This window comes from Paenibacillus terricola (assembly GCF_014779765.1).
GTDB classification, from domain to species: domain Bacteria; phylum Bacillota; class Bacilli; order Paenibacillales; family Paenibacillaceae; genus Paenibacillus_T; species Paenibacillus_T terricola.
In genome coordinates this window covers 998,680-1,015,924 of record NZ_JACXZA010000002.1, presented here as the reverse complement: position 1 = coordinate 1,015,924, position 17,245 = coordinate 998,680, and the positions used below count along the sequence as shown (strand labels likewise).

At 46.4% G+C, this 17,245-nt stretch carries 17 protein-coding genes; 12 read left to right on the top strand and 5 right to left on the bottom strand.

Features of this window, described 5'->3' with window-relative positions:
• Positions 1 to 31: 31 nt before the first annotated feature.
• The 3 genes from H8B09_RS11950 to H8B09_RS11940 form a co-directional block, all read right to left on the bottom strand.
• The gene (locus H8B09_RS11950; RefSeq protein ID WP_318152593.1) at positions 32 to 568 is read right to left on the bottom strand and encodes an alpha/beta hydrolase family protein; all 537 of its coding nucleotides are present in this window, start codon (positions 566 to 568) and stop codon (positions 32 to 34) included.
• Positions 569 to 596: 28 nt separating this feature from the next.
• On the bottom strand, positions 597 to 1,433 hold the full coding sequence (locus tag H8B09_RS11945) for a helix-turn-helix domain-containing protein (protein WP_191203698.1): 837 nt from the start codon (positions 1,431 to 1,433) through the stop codon (positions 597 to 599).
• A 174-nt stretch (positions 1,434 to 1,607) separates the two neighbouring features.
• Positions 1,608 to 2,588: an aldo/keto reductase gene (locus H8B09_RS11940; protein WP_191203697.1), complete on the bottom strand. Its 981-nt coding sequence runs from the start codon at positions 2,586 to 2,588 to the stop codon at positions 1,608 to 1,610.
• A 127-nt stretch (positions 2,589 to 2,715) separates the two neighbouring features.
• Here H8B09_RS11940 and H8B09_RS11935 point away from each other — a divergent pair, with 127 nt between their 5' ends.
• The 10 genes from H8B09_RS11935 to H8B09_RS11890 all read left to right on the top strand — a co-directional run bounded on the left by H8B09_RS11935 (position 2,716) and on the right by H8B09_RS11890 (position 11,335).
• Entirely contained in the window at positions 2,716 to 3,261 is a 546-nt protein-coding gene (locus H8B09_RS11935; protein ID WP_191203696.1) for a hypothetical protein, read from the top strand.
• Positions 3,262 to 3,284: 23 nt separating this feature from the next.
• Positions 3,285 to 3,710: an NUDIX hydrolase gene (locus H8B09_RS11930; RefSeq protein WP_191203823.1), complete on the top strand. Its 426-nt coding sequence runs from the start codon at positions 3,285 to 3,287 to the stop codon at positions 3,708 to 3,710.
• A 44-nt stretch (positions 3,711 to 3,754) separates the two neighbouring features.
• The gene (locus tag H8B09_RS11925; RefSeq protein WP_191203695.1) at positions 3,755 to 4,774 is read left to right on the top strand and encodes a phosphotransferase enzyme family protein; all 1,020 of its coding nucleotides are present in this window, start codon (positions 3,755 to 3,757) and stop codon (positions 4,772 to 4,774) included.
• A gap of 113 nt (positions 4,775 to 4,887) precedes the next feature.
• Positions 4,888 to 5,409 (top strand): orotate phosphoribosyltransferase, encoded by a 522-nt coding sequence (pyrE, locus tag H8B09_RS11920; protein ID WP_191203694.1) that lies wholly within the window; start codon positions 4,888 to 4,890, stop codon positions 5,407 to 5,409.
• Positions 5,410 to 5,459: 50 nt separating this feature from the next.
• Positions 5,460 to 6,041: an SMI1/KNR4 family protein gene (locus tag H8B09_RS11915; RefSeq protein ID WP_191203693.1), complete on the top strand. Its 582-nt coding sequence runs from the start codon at positions 5,460 to 5,462 to the stop codon at positions 6,039 to 6,041.
• Positions 6,042 to 6,199: 158 nt separating this feature from the next.
• Positions 6,200 to 7,219 (top strand): leucine-rich repeat domain-containing protein, encoded by a 1,020-nt coding sequence (locus tag H8B09_RS11910; protein ID WP_191203692.1) that lies wholly within the window; start codon positions 6,200 to 6,202, stop codon positions 7,217 to 7,219.
• Positions 7,220 to 7,310: 91 nt separating this feature from the next.
• On the top strand, positions 7,311 to 8,111 hold the full coding sequence (locus tag H8B09_RS11905; RefSeq protein ID WP_191203691.1) for a GNAT family N-acetyltransferase: 801 nt from the start codon (positions 7,311 to 7,313) through the stop codon (positions 8,109 to 8,111).
• Between the two features lie 115 nt (positions 8,112 to 8,226).
• Positions 8,227 to 8,673, top strand: coding sequence for a VOC family protein (locus tag H8B09_RS11900; RefSeq protein ID WP_191203690.1), 447 nt, complete (start codon positions 8,227 to 8,229; stop codon positions 8,671 to 8,673).
• A gap of 146 nt (positions 8,674 to 8,819) precedes the next feature.
• The gene (locus H8B09_RS11895) at positions 8,820 to 9,737 is read left to right on the top strand and encodes a Rossmann-fold NAD(P)-binding domain-containing protein (RefSeq protein WP_191203689.1); all 918 of its coding nucleotides are present in this window, start codon (positions 8,820 to 8,822) and stop codon (positions 9,735 to 9,737) included.
• 146 nt (positions 9,738 to 9,883) lie between these two features.
• Positions 9,884 to 11,335: a TolB-like translocation protein gene (locus tag H8B09_RS11890; protein WP_224753479.1), complete on the top strand. Its 1,452-nt coding sequence runs from the start codon at positions 9,884 to 9,886 to the stop codon at positions 11,333 to 11,335.
• A 75-nt stretch (positions 11,336 to 11,410) separates the two neighbouring features.
• Here H8B09_RS11890 and H8B09_RS11885 read toward each other — a convergent pair whose 3' ends face one another.
• Positions 11,411 to 12,991 (bottom strand): acetate--CoA ligase, encoded by a 1,581-nt coding sequence (locus H8B09_RS11885; protein ID WP_191203687.1) that lies wholly within the window; start codon positions 12,989 to 12,991, stop codon positions 11,411 to 11,413.
• Between the two features lie 109 nt (positions 12,992 to 13,100).
• Positions 13,101 to 13,685 (bottom strand): GNAT family N-acetyltransferase, encoded by a 585-nt coding sequence (locus tag H8B09_RS11880; RefSeq protein WP_191203686.1) that lies wholly within the window; start codon positions 13,683 to 13,685, stop codon positions 13,101 to 13,103.
• Between the two features lie 172 nt (positions 13,686 to 13,857).
• Here H8B09_RS11880 and H8B09_RS31015 point away from each other — a divergent pair, with 172 nt between their 5' ends.
• Both H8B09_RS31015 and H8B09_RS11870 read left to right on the top strand, forming a co-directional pair.
• The gene (locus H8B09_RS31015) at positions 13,858 to 16,263 is read left to right on the top strand and encodes an ATP-binding cassette domain-containing protein (protein ID WP_191203685.1); all 2,406 of its coding nucleotides are present in this window, start codon (positions 13,858 to 13,860) and stop codon (positions 16,261 to 16,263) included.
• Complete coding sequence (locus tag H8B09_RS11870) at positions 16,260 to 17,219, top strand: serine hydrolase domain-containing protein (protein ID WP_224753478.1); 960 nt, start codon at positions 16,260 to 16,262, stop codon at positions 17,217 to 17,219. Before H8B09_RS31015 ends, H8B09_RS11870 begins: the two co-directional genes overlap by 4 nt.
• Positions 17,220 to 17,245: the final 26 nt, after the last annotated feature.

Genomic DNA, 17,245 nt, shown 5'->3' with positions numbered 1-17,245 from the left:
TGAAAGAAAATATGAAGTATATTTCGAACATCTAGTTGCACAGATTTTTATCCAACCATTCCTTAGACTTCTCGAGCATTCCGACCGTAATCTGATGGTTCACATTCGAATACTCAACGAATTTCAAGGTATCGGAAGGTATATTGGATTGTGACATCTTGTTCATAAAATATCTCTGGCTGTCGATCGGAATGGTTGCGTCTTCTTTGCCATGAAGGAGTAGGAGCCCTTTACTATTATCAAGTTTCAAGTGTGACATAGGATCATGATCTTCTAAGGAACTTCTTTCACTTGAAGTCATTGGGCTTCTTCCATCTTTCTCACGAAATAACTCTTCGGCTTTAACCCAAGCAAAAGAACCGTTGATCACGATCGAGGCTTGCAGACGAGGGTTACTTGAGAAAGCTCCTGCTGAAATAAACCCACCTGTTGAATGACCAACTATGCCAATAGGATCATCCGATCTAGCCAATTCAGACACGAGTAAGTCAGCTTCCTGAGCGCCTTGAATAACGACTTTCCCAAAATAGTCCCTTTGGATTTCGTTGAAGGATCTACTTGTAAACACGGAATATCACAAATAACGGTTCGGAAACTCATGGTCTAAGTACCGATGGAACTTTTTGCGCAGCCATATTCGTCATTGCATGTTGATGGGGGATACCCGATGAGTTGCAGTCGAAGACGATCTCCGCACTATCCCTGATCAGCCAGTCATGGTAATGCGCCAGAAGTTCACCAGAGTGCCACGCATATGCGTTCGTTTCTTTCTCTGGAGGCGGGGCGATAAAAGGTTTGTTCACGAACACAGTAAACACATGCATGCCGTTCTCGTTCGTAAAACGTTTATAGTTAGCGAAAATCTCAGTCCGATATTCCGGTTTGATGTAATGCAAATCGCCGCTGGAGAAAATGATGTCATAATGCGTATCCAACCGATATTCTAATAGATCCGCCTTGAAGACATTCAAGTGAACGCCAATTCGATCAGCAAGCCTTCTTGTTTTCTCAATCCCTGCATCTGTAACGTCAAAGGCACTCACTTCATAGCCATTCCGCGCGAAAAATACAGCGTCTTTGCCTTCGCCACAGCCGACATCGAGCAGTTTAAGAGGTTTGGTAGGCGGCATAAGCTGCAGCACCTGATAGCACGCCCGGTTCGGTTCAGTCCCCCAGTAGTATTCTTCGGTCTGATATTCATCCTCATAAATCGTAATTTTCTTATCCTGCACGACATAACCCAGCAGCTTGTCGACGCTCACCTCTAGAATCTTCGAAAGTGCCGGGAGCAGCGTAATGTCAGGCATGGATTGCGAATTCTCCCATTTGGATATCGCTTGGAATGAGATACCAAGGTGCTGCGCGAGCTCCTCCTGTGTGAGTCCCCGTTCTTTGCGATAAATGCTGATGTTCCTTGCCAGCTTATCTTTCATTATGCTTCACGCTCCTTCTTGTACATTCATTTTATTGGAACGAGATGGAACGAACAATAACCGAATTATTGAGTTTTGTGCGGATTCAACTTGCGGTTGAGGTAGGGATATGATCGATAGATTTTACAATACAAAACCCACCTTTGGAGGTGGGTTCGCTAATGCTATGTACGATTATCTCACTGGCAACCGATAGATGGCGAACGGTTTGCCATGCACGAACGGGCTGCTAATCGCATCTAATTGGTGAATCGTAGCTTCCGTAAGCGTCAGATCCAAACTTTTCAAATTATCCTGCAGCTGCTCTACGCGGGTCGCACCAACAATAACGGTAGAGACTGCCGGCTGATCCATAAGCCAAGCGAGGGAGAGTCTGCTCGTGCTGGTTCCGAGATTTCCTGCGACCTCACCTACTTCACGTGCTAATGTAATCGTCTGCTCGCTAAGAAATCTGCTGAAGCTTGGATCCGTGTTTGCTCTAGAACCATCGGGGATGGCATCGACTGCACTATACTTGCCGCTGAGAATGCCTCCAGCCAGAGGGAAGTAAGGGATAATGCCAACGCCTTGATCGAGACACATCGGCACGAGCTCAAGCTCAGGTGTTCGATCGGCAAGAGAGTAGCTGACTTGGGTGGAGGTATATCGAGCTAATCCTTTGAACTCACTAATGCTCAGTGCTTTCATGAGCTCCCAGGCGGCATAGTTGGATGCGCCGATATAGCGCACTTTGCCTGAGCGGACCATATCATCCAGTGCGCGCAACGTTTCTTCTAGCGGCGTGTAGGGATCAAACGTATGGATTTGGTACAGATCGATATAGTCAGTGTTGAGTCGGCGCAAGCTCTGTTCGAGCTCCTGTTGAATATGGATGCGGGAAGAGCCGCTTTCATTAGGCCCAGTGCCCCTTACTAAACCAGCTTTGGTAGCTAGCACGACTTGATGCCGTTTGTTAACCAGCGCTTCGCCAATGATCCGTTCGGATTCTGTACCTGCATAAATATTAGCGGTATCAATGAAATTAATTCCACTATCGATAGCTTGATGTATAATTTGGATAGAAGTGGTTTGATCTGCGCGTTTGCCGAAGGCATTCGTTCCTAGACCCAGAGCCGAAACTTCTAGTCCGCTGCTTCCCAGACGACGGTATTTCATCGTTGCACGCTCCTTTGTGGTGGGATGTACCCATTTGTTTATGTTCATTAATAAGGATGTCTCAGTTTAACCTTTTGTCCGACTATTCGCAATGTGATTCCGATTATCTGTTCAATAAATATAGAGGGTGATTTTTATTAACACGATTTATGTTCATATTCGTCATTGGGCGTTTTGGTGGGGCGTTCATGGGTTTACTAATAAAAGCTGCAACGATGAGATCACGCTTTATTCAGATCAGGAGAAAACCAATCGAGTTGCATATTTCGATTTATGGACGCTGCCTTGTTTAATTCATCATTTAAACGAAGAACTCAGTGACAATGAATCTTATGAAGACAACAAGTATTTGGAGGATATCCAAGCGTTCATCCATGGAGATAAGAAAATGGATTACAGCTATCTTTATCCAAAAGACGATGGGGATGCAGAGTATCAGGTGAAACATTCTGGACCTATGAATGAGCAAGGCCACAAGCCAACCTATATCTATGTTTGGTCCAAGCTCACTGAAGCCTGGGATATGGAGAGCATTGCGGAGCATGTTCAAATACTGGCGAGACATTTTCTACAGATGGAAGTGGGGCGCGTAGTGTTCCTAGATCAGCCAACATATGAAGAGACACAAGTTGTCTATGAAGAGGAATGTGCGAGATTTGGAGTAAGATTCTGATGAGATATTAAGGAGTGATATCCATCTTCATCGTAAACGTAGAAGCCGCGATCCTTCGTGGCAATCAGTGGTTGATGATTACTAGGAGCATCAAGGAAGAGCATGCTGGAGGGACGTTGTCACTCGTTGGCGGCAAGGTCGATTTGTCGGATATGGGCATGGAAATAGTGGAACGGACTGTGAAGAGAGAAGTACTAGAAGAGGTTGGCGTTGAGATCGCCGATAAGGTTACGTTCGTGTATAGCTCGTCCTTCGTTACAGGGGATGGCCGTAACGTCATTAATATGGTGTTCTTGTGTGATTATGTGAGCGGTACTGCATACAGCGTCATCCCCGATGAGGTAGAAGCAGTACACTGGCTGACTTACGATGAAATTATGAATCACCCGAAGGCTCCGCCTTGGACGCAGGAAAGCGTCCGAAGGGCTGCACTCGTACAGTGCCGATAGATTGGTTAAGACTCTATTAATAAGAAAAATAGGGGATCGATAAAATGATTCATTCTACGCAATTGGGAACGGAAGAAGAGCTGCAAGTGCTCTTGGCACAAGCTAGACAAGCGGCATTGTCTGCACTGCAAGCATATGAACTAGCATGGACGCAAATTCATTTCATCCAACAATCAGATACGATAACGTTCCGGATCGAGACGGAAACCGATAACCGCTTCTTGTTGCGGGTGCATACCAATGGGATGTCGCGAGAGGAGATTCAATCGGAGCTGTTATTGCTGAATGCAATAGCAGTTCGCGATGGCATTACGGTTCCTACAGGTCACGCCTCACGCCAAGGATCGTATGTGTTGGACTATACAACGGAGCAAGGAGGCACTTTGTATGTGACCCTCATGCGCTGGTTGGATGGCGAGCTATTGAGCGGCGGATCGACCGATGATCAGATCAGGAATTTGGGGATGATGATCGCGAGGCTGCATCAGGCGACGGCAGACTTTGCTCCTCCGGCTGATTGTGTACGACCTATTTGGGGGAAGGACAGCTTCATCAAAGATATGGGGAAGCTGGAACGATTCTATGATCGTTTCCTGTCGGTTAAAGGCTGGGAGATGTATCAGTCGGCGTCTGCTCGAATACAAGCTCTATTAACAGCGTTGATACCCAACGAAGACAACTATGGACTCATTCATGCTGATCTCCATCTTGGGAATGTTGTTTTCCAAGGTGATGTGCCATTCCCGATTGATTGGGGCCGATGCGGTTATGGCTATTACTTGTACGATCTCGCTGGCACGATGGTTGGTTTGTATCCGCATCAACGCCGAATTCTATTGGAAGGCTATGAGGGTGTTGCAGGTCCACAGCATCATATAGAAGAGACGTTATCCTGCTTCTTCGTCATGATCATGATCGAGAACTACTGTAATCATGTGTCTGATCCAAGGGAAATCCCAGGTCTTCTTGAGCAACAGCCGTACGCGCAAGCGATCATCCGAGATTTTCTGAATGGAGATCCGTTCTTGTTTAATCCGATTGAACCCCCCGTAATAATAGAATGATGCAATAAAATATTCTATGTCTCTCGTAAAAATGTTTTTGTTAGACATCCCTCAGTGGAATCGGTATTCTGTTCAATGGCACAAATACTGGAATAAACGAATGGGGGATATCAATGAATAGAGCACAGCTGGCAGTAGAGATTTATAACGCGGCCCACCTTACTGGCGAATTCAAATTGCGTTCGGGCAAGACGTCGGATCAATATTTTGACAAATACTTATTCGAGTCCAATCCTACCCTATTGGCGGCAATCGCAGAACTACTGACACCTATGATACCGGATGGTACTGAGGTATTGGCTGGACTTGAGATGGGCGGTATTCCTGTGGCAACGGCACTCTCATTGCGAACGGGCTTACCGGTTGTTTTCGTCAGGAAGAAAGCGAAGGAATATGGCACCTGCAAACTTGCAGAAGGGACAGATATAGCAGGAAAGCGGGTATGTATGATAGAAGATGTAGTAACGACAGGTGGACAGGTCTTACTTAGCGCAGAGGATCTACGACAATATGGCGCGCAAGTCGAGTCGGTTGTAAGTGTTATCGAGCGGGAAGAAGCGGGCAGAACGAACTTAGAGAATGCAGGACTGCTTTACCGTTCTTTATATCGCATGGAACAACTACTGCCGCTGTAGCTAGCGATTAAGCCGGGGCAGGACAACAAGATGAAGAAGGTGGGATAATCATGGATTATATCGGACTGATTAATCAGATGAAAACGGCGGGTGTTCGGTTTGCGGATGGTCTGACAAAGCATGAATTTGATGCGATCGAGCAGCGGTTCGGGTTTCATTTTCCACCGGACCTCAAACAGTTCTTATCCCTTGCATTGCCGATCTCAGACAAGTTTATTAACTGGAGAGATAGCAGTGCGCAAAATACCGAACGCATTCGTGAACGTATGAATTGGTGCCTCGAAGGCATGCTGACCGATGTGGAGAACAACCGATTCTGGATGTATGAATGGGGACCGAAGCCTGCTGATCTAGCACAGGCGAAGAACATATGCGAGGTGGAGTACCACACAGCGCCGAGATTGATTCCTATCTATGCACATCGCTATATCCCAGAGACACCTTCCGAAGCGGGAAATCCGATCTTGTCAGTCTACCAAACGGACATCATCTACTATGGTGAGAACTTGTATGAGTACCTATTAGTTGAGTTCGGGTTTAAGAAGTACGAGGAAATCGAGTTCGACAACATCAAGAGGATTCGTTTCTGGAGCGATATTATCGATAGCTGGGAAGCGGATTACATGATATAACAAGAAAGCTTGCGAACGCGAATGTTCGTAAGCTTTTTTAGTTTCTGATAAAGTTCGTTAGTGATATTTTAGGGAAGTAAAGGACCGTCTTGTTCCAGTTTATGGTACTATGCCAATAAGGCTATTATGTACACCCAATGGAAATGGAGATTTACGCGATGAGAATGTATACAGACCCTAAGGGCGAAGCTTACGAGCTGATAATCGACCTGGCGATACGGAACTCGGAATGTTTTGTGCTTGGGGAGAAACTTCCGGCTGATGTGACACAACCCCGCCAATATACTAGTGTACTTGGAGCGTTGGAACCTTACCTGATGAAGACCATTATTATCCAAGACATTGATGAAGTTATGCAAGTGGGAAAAAACTATCGTAGTCATGCCTTTTATACCGCGGGAACCTACTATTTGTATAGATGCTGCGAAGAAAGCGGGAATGTATTAAAGCAAATGGCAAGCAGTCTATCGGAATGGACGTATCCCGCACTGCCGGAAGACCTGTGTTTCGTGAAGGAAGGCGGAGGAGACTACCTTTATTCAGTTGTTCATGAACGTATGTATGGTATGGATATAACGGAGGAAGAAGCCATCGAATTAATGGATCGGGTAACAGGGGTTTTTCTGAAATTAGAGGTACACCGGGACCTGGATCGTCTACTTGATGATGCTATCAAGCATAAAACGGACTGGCTGTATATAAGTGGACATGGACTAACTGAGCTGCCAGATAGAATTCGGGAACTTACGGAGTTATGTGATTTAGAAGTTTTTGAACAAGATCTCTATCGTCTACCTGAAGGTTTGTTCGAATTAAGCAAGCTTGAACGCTTGAGAATCTCGACGGCTGATCTGGAGTGTATACCTTCATCTATAGCCAAGCTGAAGAACCTGAAGGAGCTTAGCATCCATTGTGCGAGCTCGAATCGGTCCGGGTTTCAACCAAAACCGAAGGAAGAGATCAGCCTGAGCCGTATTCCGCCTGAGATTGGAGAGCTGGAACAACTGGAGCAGCTTACGATTCTATATTCCTCAATCCGAGAGCTGCCGCGCGAACTAGAGAATCTGAAACAGCTGCGAATGTTGAATGTGGGAAGGTGTATGATCAAGCGGAAGCCGAAATTCCTTTACGGTATGAAACAGCTGGAGTACATCAATGTGTCGCAGAACTTATTTTAAGTAACAATTGAAGCAGAGAGAATGAATTAGTGAAGTACTATGCCGCGGCAGCTGCTCAAATCCTAGAGAGATAACAGGGGGATCGTATCAAATGAGTGAAAATAACTTTCCGAATGATGGAGCTGTTACAAAGATTAAATCAGAAATTTTGAATGCTTACCATGTACTAGACGATTTGACGGAATCAAAGGTCATATTTAATGAAATTGATATTGGAAACGACAAAGAACGAATGTACTATTCATTGTCAGATGCATATGTTCCACTAAAGTATATTCAATTTGCAGACGGGGAAGTTGTATTCTCAGCCATATCTGATTATATAGACTTCGCGAGGGATTATTATCACCGATTTGCAGACAAGCTCTTCGGCGAAGAAGCTTTCGATTACCTATTCGATTGTTTGACTGATAAAGTTGAAAGATTCAATTTGACTCCTTATTTGGGGAATCAGGCGAAAGAGAAATATTTGTCTATCTTTGGTTTAGGCGAAGAAGTTAATATACCATTCTCGAATATTCAAGATTCAACCATTCCATTCAAGTCCGATACAGCAAATACTAACATTACTCATTCCTATGAAGAACTAGCGCCAGATAACGTTTATTATGGCACTGTATTCGGAAACCAAATTGTATCCATCGTAGGCTGCAATAACGCGCCATTACAATCTCCTACGGTTGTGGACATTGGTCTTGAAACCCATGAGGATTACAGACAAAGAGGTTACGCTCTCTCGAATGTTGCGGCAATGTCTAATTATTTAATCAGCAATGGGCATGTAGTTAAGTATTGTTGCAACAATAAGAATACCAATTCAATTAAAACAGCTATGTCCAGCGGGTTTAAATTAGTTGCGAATGAAAAGACATTTTGGTGCGTAAATTCATGACGATCATCTCTGAGAATTAAGGTTTACAGGGGAACATATATTCGGTATTATAGGTTTGGATAATTTACCATTATTAAAACAATTGTACAATTCTATTATCAAGGGAGGAACTTCAGTGGGTAACGTTGTGAAGGAATTTGTCGTAGGCATTCCGGTTACGAAGTCGGGGAATATGGAAGAATACGAGAAAGCAGTTGAATGGTATGTGAACGTTCTAGGATTCGAGCTTATATGGAAGATGGGCATTGCCAGCCTTAAACTAGCAAATGGGCAAAAGATTGGACTCTTCGGAGAAGAAGAGGACGAGAACAGTATATGGTACACAGGAAACGTTAAGCTGAATCCACATTACTCGATACAATTCACAACGGATAACATCGAGCAGCTGCAGTCCGATTTGATTCGCAGCGGGGTAGCTGTGGGAGAAATACATCGCAATGGCGGACCTGGCCGAATTATGATGTTCTTTGATCCATACGGAAATCGTTTCTGGGCATGTGAAGACAATGATAATGAATTACAACAGGTGCTCGATAATCGTAATAGTAACGAGGAGCATTAGTTCACAATGAGTCGCCCAATGTGGCGGTTTCTTTTAGTCTGAAATCAGAAACGTAAGATTTAAGTCGTTGACACTTATCTCCTTGCCCCTTATTATCGTATATATATTCATTATTGTGTATAAATATACGAAAGAGGGTTAACAAGATGAAGCATTTGCTATCGTTGAAAGAATTGGACAAATATACGCTGCAGTCGATTATTCTGAAGGGGATCGAGATTAAGAGGAACCCGCATCTATATGCACATATATGTGATCGGAAGGGGCTGCTGATGCTTTTTCAGAAAACATCAACACGCACCAACTTATCCTTCCAATCGGGAATTCAGCAGTTGGGTGGTTATGCGGTAACGCTGGATTGGAATCAGAGCAATTTCAGCATTTCGCCTATCCAATACGAGGCTCGATATGTCTCGAGGAATTGCGATGCGGTTATGGCACGATTGAAGAAACACGAGGATCTTCTTGAGCTAGCGAAATATGCGGAAGTCCCCGTTATCAATGGCTGCTGCGATCGCTACCATCCGTGTCAGGCATTAGCGGACTTGATGACAATCTATGAAGTGGCGGGAACATTCTCGGATATAACGGTGACCTACGTAGGAATCCATAACAATGTAGCCAATTCGCTAGTCGCTGGATGTTTAACACTTGGCATCAAGTTGCTATTAGTAACGCCTATTATTAATGAGCCTTCATGGGATGAACAACTGATGCAAGACGCATATAACAGCGGTTACGTAGAGAGTGTCAATAAACTGTCTGATGCGATACCAGTAACTGATTTTGTTTATACGGATACGTGGGTGGACATGGAGTTTTTCCAAGAGGGACGGTATGGGGACGAGAAGAAACGGAGAGTAGAGATGATGATGCCATATCAGATCAATCGGGATAATCTGCAAGGCTATTCACCGTATATCATGCATGACATGCCAATCCATCCGGATTACGAGATAGAGGAAGAACTGATCGAATCGGACAAGTCGATTATCTATCAGCAAGCGGAGAATCGGATGCATGTGCAGAAGGCATTGCTGATGCACTTGCTGCAGGATGGATAAATCCTTGCTGCATAAAATTACTTCCTAACCGATCGATCTATTGTTCACAGTTTGTAATTCGAATCTCACATTAACACTGCAACTCTTATGAACCACCATACGTTTAACAATATGGAACGAAATGTTAACTGATGGGGTGGGCGTTTATGTATCGCAATAGAATTGGACTAGTTTTACTACTCTTGTTATTGTGCATGATGGCGGCTTGCAGCAGCAGGAAAGATGAAGCAGGTGTGTCAAGCACAGACTCTATTCCATTAACCCGAGTCCATGCTGCGCCTGAATCCGAAACAGCGGAACAGTCCAACGTAGAAGCAGAAAGTCAAGTCCAGCCAACAATGCAAACATCTGACTCTTCGGGTAACAAGATAGCAGACATAGGGTTCGATACGATCACGAAACTTGAACTTAACGGCTTGTATTGCGCTGGTTTCGTTGCAATTAACACGCATGAAGTGATAGCAGCGATCAGCAGCAACGGCTATGACGATATTAAGCTTGTTCGCATTGAATTGAAGAGCGGGGAAATATCTGTCCTGCAAGAAAGCAGTGTAGACGAGCAGATTGTTGGGTATAGTCTGAGCCAGTTGGACAACGGCAGCGTACAATGGCGTACCTATAGTAAGAACGAGCCTATTGACCATATGTATCAGATGGACCTGCAACAGCAGAAGGTTGTTCGAGTTGATGATATTGAGAAAAGTCCCGACGGTAATTGGATGGCAACACCAACGAGTGACGATAGTATTCAAGGAATCTGGGGAACGGAATTATCAAGCGGTAACCGTAAGCAGTGGACAACTGGAGCGAAGGATGCGATTCCATTATGGCTGCCAGATTCCTCCGGATTCCTATTCCTTCATGATACAGGTGACAATCTAGGAGATGGAGCTGGTCCGCGTTATGAACTGGCGAAGTACGACTTAATTTCCAATAAGATAACCATTCTACCCTATGAGTCTGGTTTCTGGGGGTATATCGAATGGCTAGAGCCTGGAGTATCCATACTCGCTCACAATGGATTCGATGATGTTGTTGGTCTGAAAATCGTTAATCTGGAGACAAGCAAGGAATATCAACTCGTTGACACGTCCGATTTCGATTACTTGTCCAGCCGCATCATCCCGGTAATGAATCATTTGTTTATTAGCGATCAAGGAGCGTTCAAAGTGTACGGACCGAACGGTGAGTTGAAATCCAATATCCCATGGCCAACGGGCTTCGACGAATATACGAATAAACGACTTGCAGCGGATAGGCCAAGTCAAACAGATGAACCGGTGAGAGAGGTCTATTATGCTGGCGATGAACAGAGCGCACGTTTCGGACCTTCCAATCTTAGCTTTTCACAAGACGGTAAACAACTATCTTATCTGCTCGGGGCAATAGGGGAAGGTGTAGACGATAAGGTAGAAGGCACACGAATTGCATTAGCAAACAGTGACGGAAGCGGTACGAAGCTTGTAACGCAGAACTATGCACGTATTTCTAGCTTACAATGGTCACCTGACGGGACTACCATTCTTGCTTTGTTTACATCCGAGGAAGACCGGAAGCAATCCTATATCGGAACCATTCAGATAACACCGACTCCTTAGTCTATAAAATTATAAAACCGCCGTTTGCTGAGCGCCAAAGCCCAGCGATACGGCGGTTCTGTTTATTTGACAATCTTAATGGCCGAGATTACGTGTTTCACGCTCGCGCAGCTCGATTCTGCGGATTTTGCCCGAGTTCGTCTTCGGCAGATCACTGACGAATTCGATCCGGCGCGGGTATTTGTAAGGAGCAGTCCACGACTTCACATGATCCTGCAATTCTTTCACCAGCGCATCCGACGCAGATGATTCATCCTTCAGAACGATGAATGCCTTCACGACATGACCACGAATCTCGTCGGGGCTAGCGACTGCGGCGCATTCCTTCACCGCAGGGTGGCGCAGCAACGCTTCCTCCACCTCGAATGGTCCAATCGTGTAGCCGGAGCTGATAATAATATCATCGCCGCGGCCTTGGAACCAGAAGTAGCCGTCTTCATCACGCTTCGCGCGGTCACCCGTAATGAAATACGAACCAACCATGTTATTTCCTTTACGCTGCGGATCACGGTAATAAGCATGGAAGAGAGCTGGCATCTCGCCGTGCACAGCAATGCTGCCAACTTCGCCTGTTGGCAGCGGCGCACCTTCTTCGTCAATAATCTCAACGAGACCCGGAGCAATGGACTTGCCCATAGCGCCAAGCTTAACCGGTTCATCCTTCAAATTGCCTATGAGCAGCGTGCTCTCGGTCTGCCCATAGCCGTCACGGATAATAAAGCCGAACAGCTCTTGGAACTTATTGATGACTGCTTGGTTGAGCGGTTCGCCCGCGGATACAGTGCTGCGGAGTGAAGAAAGATCGTAATTGCCCAGCGTGTCCAGCTTAGCCATAATTCGATATTCCGTCGGGGTGCAGCACATAACGCCTACCTTGAAGGTCTGGATAAGCTCCAGATAACGTTCAGCACTGAACGCGCCTTGGTAGATGAAGCCAGTAGCACCACTGCCAAGGACTGATAGGAAAGGCGTCCAGATCCACTTCTGCCATCCCGGCGCTGCCGTTGCCCATACGAGATCCGTATCGCGAATATCGAGCCAAGAAGAGGTGATGCGAAGATGCGCATAACCCCAGCCGTGGCTGTGAACGACACCTTTGGGATTGCCCGTCGTACCGGATGTGTAGGCGAGAATCGCCATATCATCGCGATGGGTCGGCACCGCTTCTCGTTCTTCTGGCTGACCGTCCATCAGTTCGTGCAGGGAGACCCAGCCATCTGTCAGTTGACCGCTTGCGTCAATCCGATATTGAAGAGAAGGAAGTTCTTCCGTAATGTTATCCACTTCGCGCGTTCCGTCAGCCCACGCAATAACTGCTCGTGCTTCCGAGTGATTCAGACGGAAGGATAGATCTTTCGCTCTCAGCATCTCGGAGGACGGGATGATCACGAGACCGAGCTTGAGGCAGGCAATATAGATGACGTAAGCTTCGACTTGTCTTGGTACCATAACAAGCACGCGGTCGCCTTTGACCAGACCGATGCGGTCGAGACCGCCAGCCAACTTATTAACTTGCTTTAATAACTCAGCGTATGTAATCGATCCGTTGCTGCCATGATCATCCGTCCATCGAAGCGCGATTTTGTCCGATTTATGGCGGTCGATTTCGGAGCTTATGTTATATTGTTCCGGTGCAACCCATTGTTGAAATTTCAAGCGATCCTTCTCCTTTAAAGATGCAATAATGTCGTGATGTAGTAGCGTCAGTATAACATATTTTGAACGTTAACGTTGGGTAAGGAAAAGCGCTTTCATGCTTGGATCGTTAATATTCGATGCCGCGCACTTTGGCAAATACCATCGTATCTCGCAATTGTCCATTCATATCTGTCGTTTCATTGCGAAGAATTCCCTCGAGCGTGAAACCTGCTCGCCTTGCAACAGCGGCGCTTCGTTCATTGTTCCGATCGCAGCGGATTTCAATCCGATTGGCATCCAGTTCCTGAATCGCAAAATGCGTGATCGCATGCACAGCTTCTGTCATATAGCCTTGATTCGTATACGCCGAATGAAGCCAATAACCGATCTCGAACTTTCGCGCTGCCCAATCGATCCGATGCAGTCCGCTGCTGCCAATCAGCTTGCCTGTATCCCTATGGATGATGAGCAGTCTTAGATCCGAACGATCCAAGTACCGCAGTCGAGCTTCCCGAATGACAATTTCCGACTCCTCCAACGTAGGGATGCTCTGGGCAAAAGGAAGCCATAATCGCAGCTCCTCAATACTCTCGACTACCGCCTCATTCACAGCTGCGCCATCTCCCCATTGCGGAGCGCGAATAACTAATCGATTGCTCTCGAATTGCTCAGGAATCGTCAACAATATCGGACTCGTAGACTGTTGGCTCATAAGCTCACCTTCCGTCAAATATTTCCAAATACAATAGCACAGTAGTGATTTGACTGACAAGCCTATTTGCAACATTCGTTATAACACTTACTGCTAATTTATGGTTTACACGAGAACGTATGTACGATATATTGGTAGAACTGGAAGATAGACCGGAGATGGGAGGATTCTTGTGCAGACTTTTATTGAGATACAAGGCGCTAGAATTCATAACTTGAAGAATATGAACGTTAGAATACCTCGGGGCATGCTTACGGTTATTACAGGTGTTTCCGGTAGCGGTAAGTCATCGCTTGCATTTGATACGTTATTTGAAGAAGGCAAGCGGCGTTATTTGATGTTTTCAGGTACGCAGTTTATGGTGGACGCGACTGCTCATTTTGACTCGATAACGGGAATGTCACCTACGGTAGCTGTCGAGCAGCGAATTATTCGTCAATCCAATCCGCGGAGCACAGTCGGCACGCGAACAAAGATCGGGAATCTGCTCGCGGTCCTGTTCGCATCATACGGGCATAGAGATCCCGCATTCGATGATGGAGAACCGCTGTCGATGGAATATTTTCTGCGGAATTCTCCGAAGGGCATGTGCGTGAAATGTCTGGGCACCGGCCAATATCATCAACTGGAAGAAGAAGCGATTATTCCGCTGGACAAGCCGATTAAGGCGTTGTTCGACGGTTTCATTGCGAGGCATCGTCTTTATCGGAGCAGCTTCAAGAAGTTTTGCGAGCTGCATGATATTGATGTGAATGATACAATCCGTACGTTATCTGACGAAGTGTTGCTGTTATTCAAATATGGCTGCAGAAGAAGCGGGTTCAGCGGAGCTGTCGTTATTTTTCATGATATGTACAAACATGTCACAAGCAAGTACAGCCGGCATAACGGTGCGGACAAAGCCGTTGTGCTGTGGGGCGTTCAAGCGGACCGTATAGCTTGTCCGAAGTGCAGCGGTCATGGCATTAGCGAGCATGCAATCCATATGACCATTGCGGGCAAGACAATCAGCGAGTTGGAGCAACTGGAGATCGGTGAACTGCTGTACATACTTCAATCCTTCAAAGAAGAGATGCCTTCAGCCCGTTCGTTACTGAACGAGATGATTGTGAAGCTTAGCTGCATGTCCGATGTGGGGCTTCATCATTTGTCCTTGTCGCGTCAAGTTCCTACCTTATCGGGCGGCGAGATTCAGCGACTTTTTCTTGCATCTTATATTATCGCCGAGATGGATTCGATCATCTTCATCTTTGATGAGCCAACAATTGGCTTACATGAGACAGAGAAAGCATTGCTGATACGTATCATTCGCAATCTGGTTGAACGCGGCAACACAGTCGTCGCAGTTGAACATGATGAGCAGTTCATGCGAGCAGCCGACTATATCATTGATATTGGTCCAGGAGCGGGTGTGAACGGAGGAGAGCGGATATTCCAAGGAACGTTGAAGCAGTTCATGACCTGTGGAACATCCCGCACGGCGCCTTTTCTATCCGGAGAACGCTCATTAATGGTTAAGCAGCACTATAAGCCGGTTGACGAGAACAAAATGCTCACCATCTCGAATGCCAGCTTGCACAATCTTCGTGATATTACCGTCTCCATTCCGCTTGGCGTAATGGTCGGCGTTGCCGGCGTTTCAGGAAGCGGCAAGTCCAGTCTGATTCACGATACGTTAGTGCCGCTCTTGAAGAGGCAGCTTCGCGGCCGAATGGTGTATGAAGAGGATAACGATTTCATCTTCGAAACGAATGACACGGTGATCAGTGGAACGGAGCATATCAAGCGATGTATCGTTGTGGATCAGCGGCCGATTGGGAGGAACAAGACCTCTTGTCCTGCGACCTATACGGGCATTGCCGATCGTATTCGTGCCTTGCTCGCTCGAACCGAGCAAGCGGCGGATAGCGGTTACTCAGCAGGATTGTTTACGGTCAATAGCGATGGGGGATGTCGAGCTTGCAAAGGGGAAGGAATTACCCATTTTCATATCGGATTTGGCAATTTCATCGACGTCAAGTGTGAGTTGTGCAGCGGCACAGGCTATGTGGAAGAAGCGCTTAGCATTCGATTAGATGGCCTTAATGTGAAAGACATTCTAGAGCTGAGTGTATCTGAGGCAGTTTTATTTTTCGGTAATGAACAATCCGAAGCTTATGACCGAACGATTCATGCTATCTTGTCTACACTTGAACGCGTTGGATTGGGGTATATGACGCTGGGACAGAAGACGCCGACGATATCGGGCGGCGAAGCGCAGCGGATCAAGCTGGCGAAGGAGTTGTGCAAGCCTAACAGCAAAGATATTGTATATATTCTAGATGAACCAACGACAGGTCTTAGCTTTGCGGATACGGAGCATTTAATCTCACTCATGCAGCAGCTGGTTGACGCGGGCAGTACGGTTATCGTTACCGAGCATGATGCATCGGTCCTGTCGAATTGCGATTATCTGATTGAGCTTGGTCCTGGCGGCGGCAGAGAGGGCGGTAACGTCATTGCCACGGGCACGCCGATTGAGCTCATCAGCCATGAGCGATCGATCATCGGCAGCTACTTAAGGAAGGTGAGAGCATGAGCTTCGAGTGGGAGCATGTTTCGCCTGAAGCAGCAGGTATGGATCGGCAAGTGCTGATGCAGTTGGATGACTACCTGAAGCAGCATCGTTATCGGCTAGTGAATTGCGTATTGGTTGTGCGCAATGGGAAGATTGTATGGGAGAGCTATTATAATCGGTACCATGCAGATAGCCGCAACCCTATTAAGTCGATCTGGAAGAGTATCATGGCACTGACGACTGGCATTTGTCTAGATCGAGGTCTGATTGGCAGTCTCGATGATCCGGTAAGCTTGTATTTGCCTGCATTCGGAAGATCGATTCATCCTTATCATAAACTTATGACGATTAGACACTTATTGACGATGACGTCGGGAATCTACTGGAACGGAGGCGTGCATTATCACTGTCCGATGATGACACAGCTTCTCCGATCGAAGGATTGGGTGGAGCATCTAGCTGATGTTCAGATGGCTAGCGTGCCGGGAATGAGCTTTCAATACAAGGAGTTCGATGTCGTCCTGTTGTCGGCGGTTATCAGTCGTGCTACAGGTGCACCTGCCTATGAGATTGCCAGGCAGTACTTGTACGAACCGCTGCAGATCCAGAGCGGAAGATGGCCTGAGAGCAGCTGCGGCATTTCTTACAATGTGATGAAGGGCGAAGTACAATCGGATTTGTCCGCGCGTGATCTTGCTAAGTTCGGCCTGCTCATGCATGGGAATGGTATCTTTGATGGGCAAACGATCATATCGCCGGAGTTCATTCGTGAAATAACTGCACCTTCGAACCCTAACTATGGATTTCTGTGGGTTCTTCTTCGCGACGGATACGGAGCTAGAGGGTACGGCGGTCAAGAGATTAATGTCGTACCTGAGCTTGATCTTATTACCGTTATTCAAGCCACGCCAACGGATTCAAGCAAATCGTATGGCGATATTCATGAACAGCTGTTGAAACCATCCATTATTAGCTGATTGGTTGTGTTCGCGGCGAAAGGGGT

Coding starts and splice junctions, on each gene's coding strand:
- H8B09_RS11925 (WP_191203695.1), top strand. CDS start 3,755: ATGATTCATTCTACGCAATTGGGAACGGAAGAAGAGCTGCAAGTGCTC.
- H8B09_RS11870 (WP_224753478.1), top strand. CDS start 16,260: ATGAGCTTCGAGTGGGAGCATGTTTCGCCTGAAGCAGCAGGTATGGAT.
- H8B09_RS11915 (WP_191203693.1), top strand. CDS start 5,460: ATGGATTATATCGGACTGATTAATCAGATGAAAACGGCGGGTGTTCGG.
- pyrE (WP_191203694.1), top strand. CDS start 4,888: ATGAATAGAGCACAGCTGGCAGTAGAGATTTATAACGCGGCCCACCTT.
- H8B09_RS11895 (WP_191203689.1), top strand. CDS start 8,820: ATGAAGCATTTGCTATCGTTGAAAGAATTGGACAAATATACGCTGCAG.
- H8B09_RS11940 (WP_191203697.1), bottom strand. CDS start 2,588: ATGAAATACCGTCGTCTGGGAAGCAGCGGACTAGAAGTTTCGGCTCTG.
- H8B09_RS11890 (WP_224753479.1), top strand. CDS start 9,884: ATGTATCGCAATAGAATTGGACTAGTTTTACTACTCTTGTTATTGTGC.
- H8B09_RS11910 (WP_191203692.1), top strand. CDS start 6,200: ATGAGAATGTATACAGACCCTAAGGGCGAAGCTTACGAGCTGATAATC.
- H8B09_RS11880 (WP_191203686.1), bottom strand. CDS start 13,685: ATGAGCCAACAGTCTACGAGTCCGATATTGTTGACGATTCCTGAGCAA.
- H8B09_RS11905 (WP_191203691.1), top strand. CDS start 7,311: ATGAGTGAAAATAACTTTCCGAATGATGGAGCTGTTACAAAGATTAAA.
- H8B09_RS11945 (WP_191203698.1), bottom strand. CDS start 1,433: ATGAAAGATAAGCTGGCAAGGAACATCAGCATTTATCGCAAAGAACGG.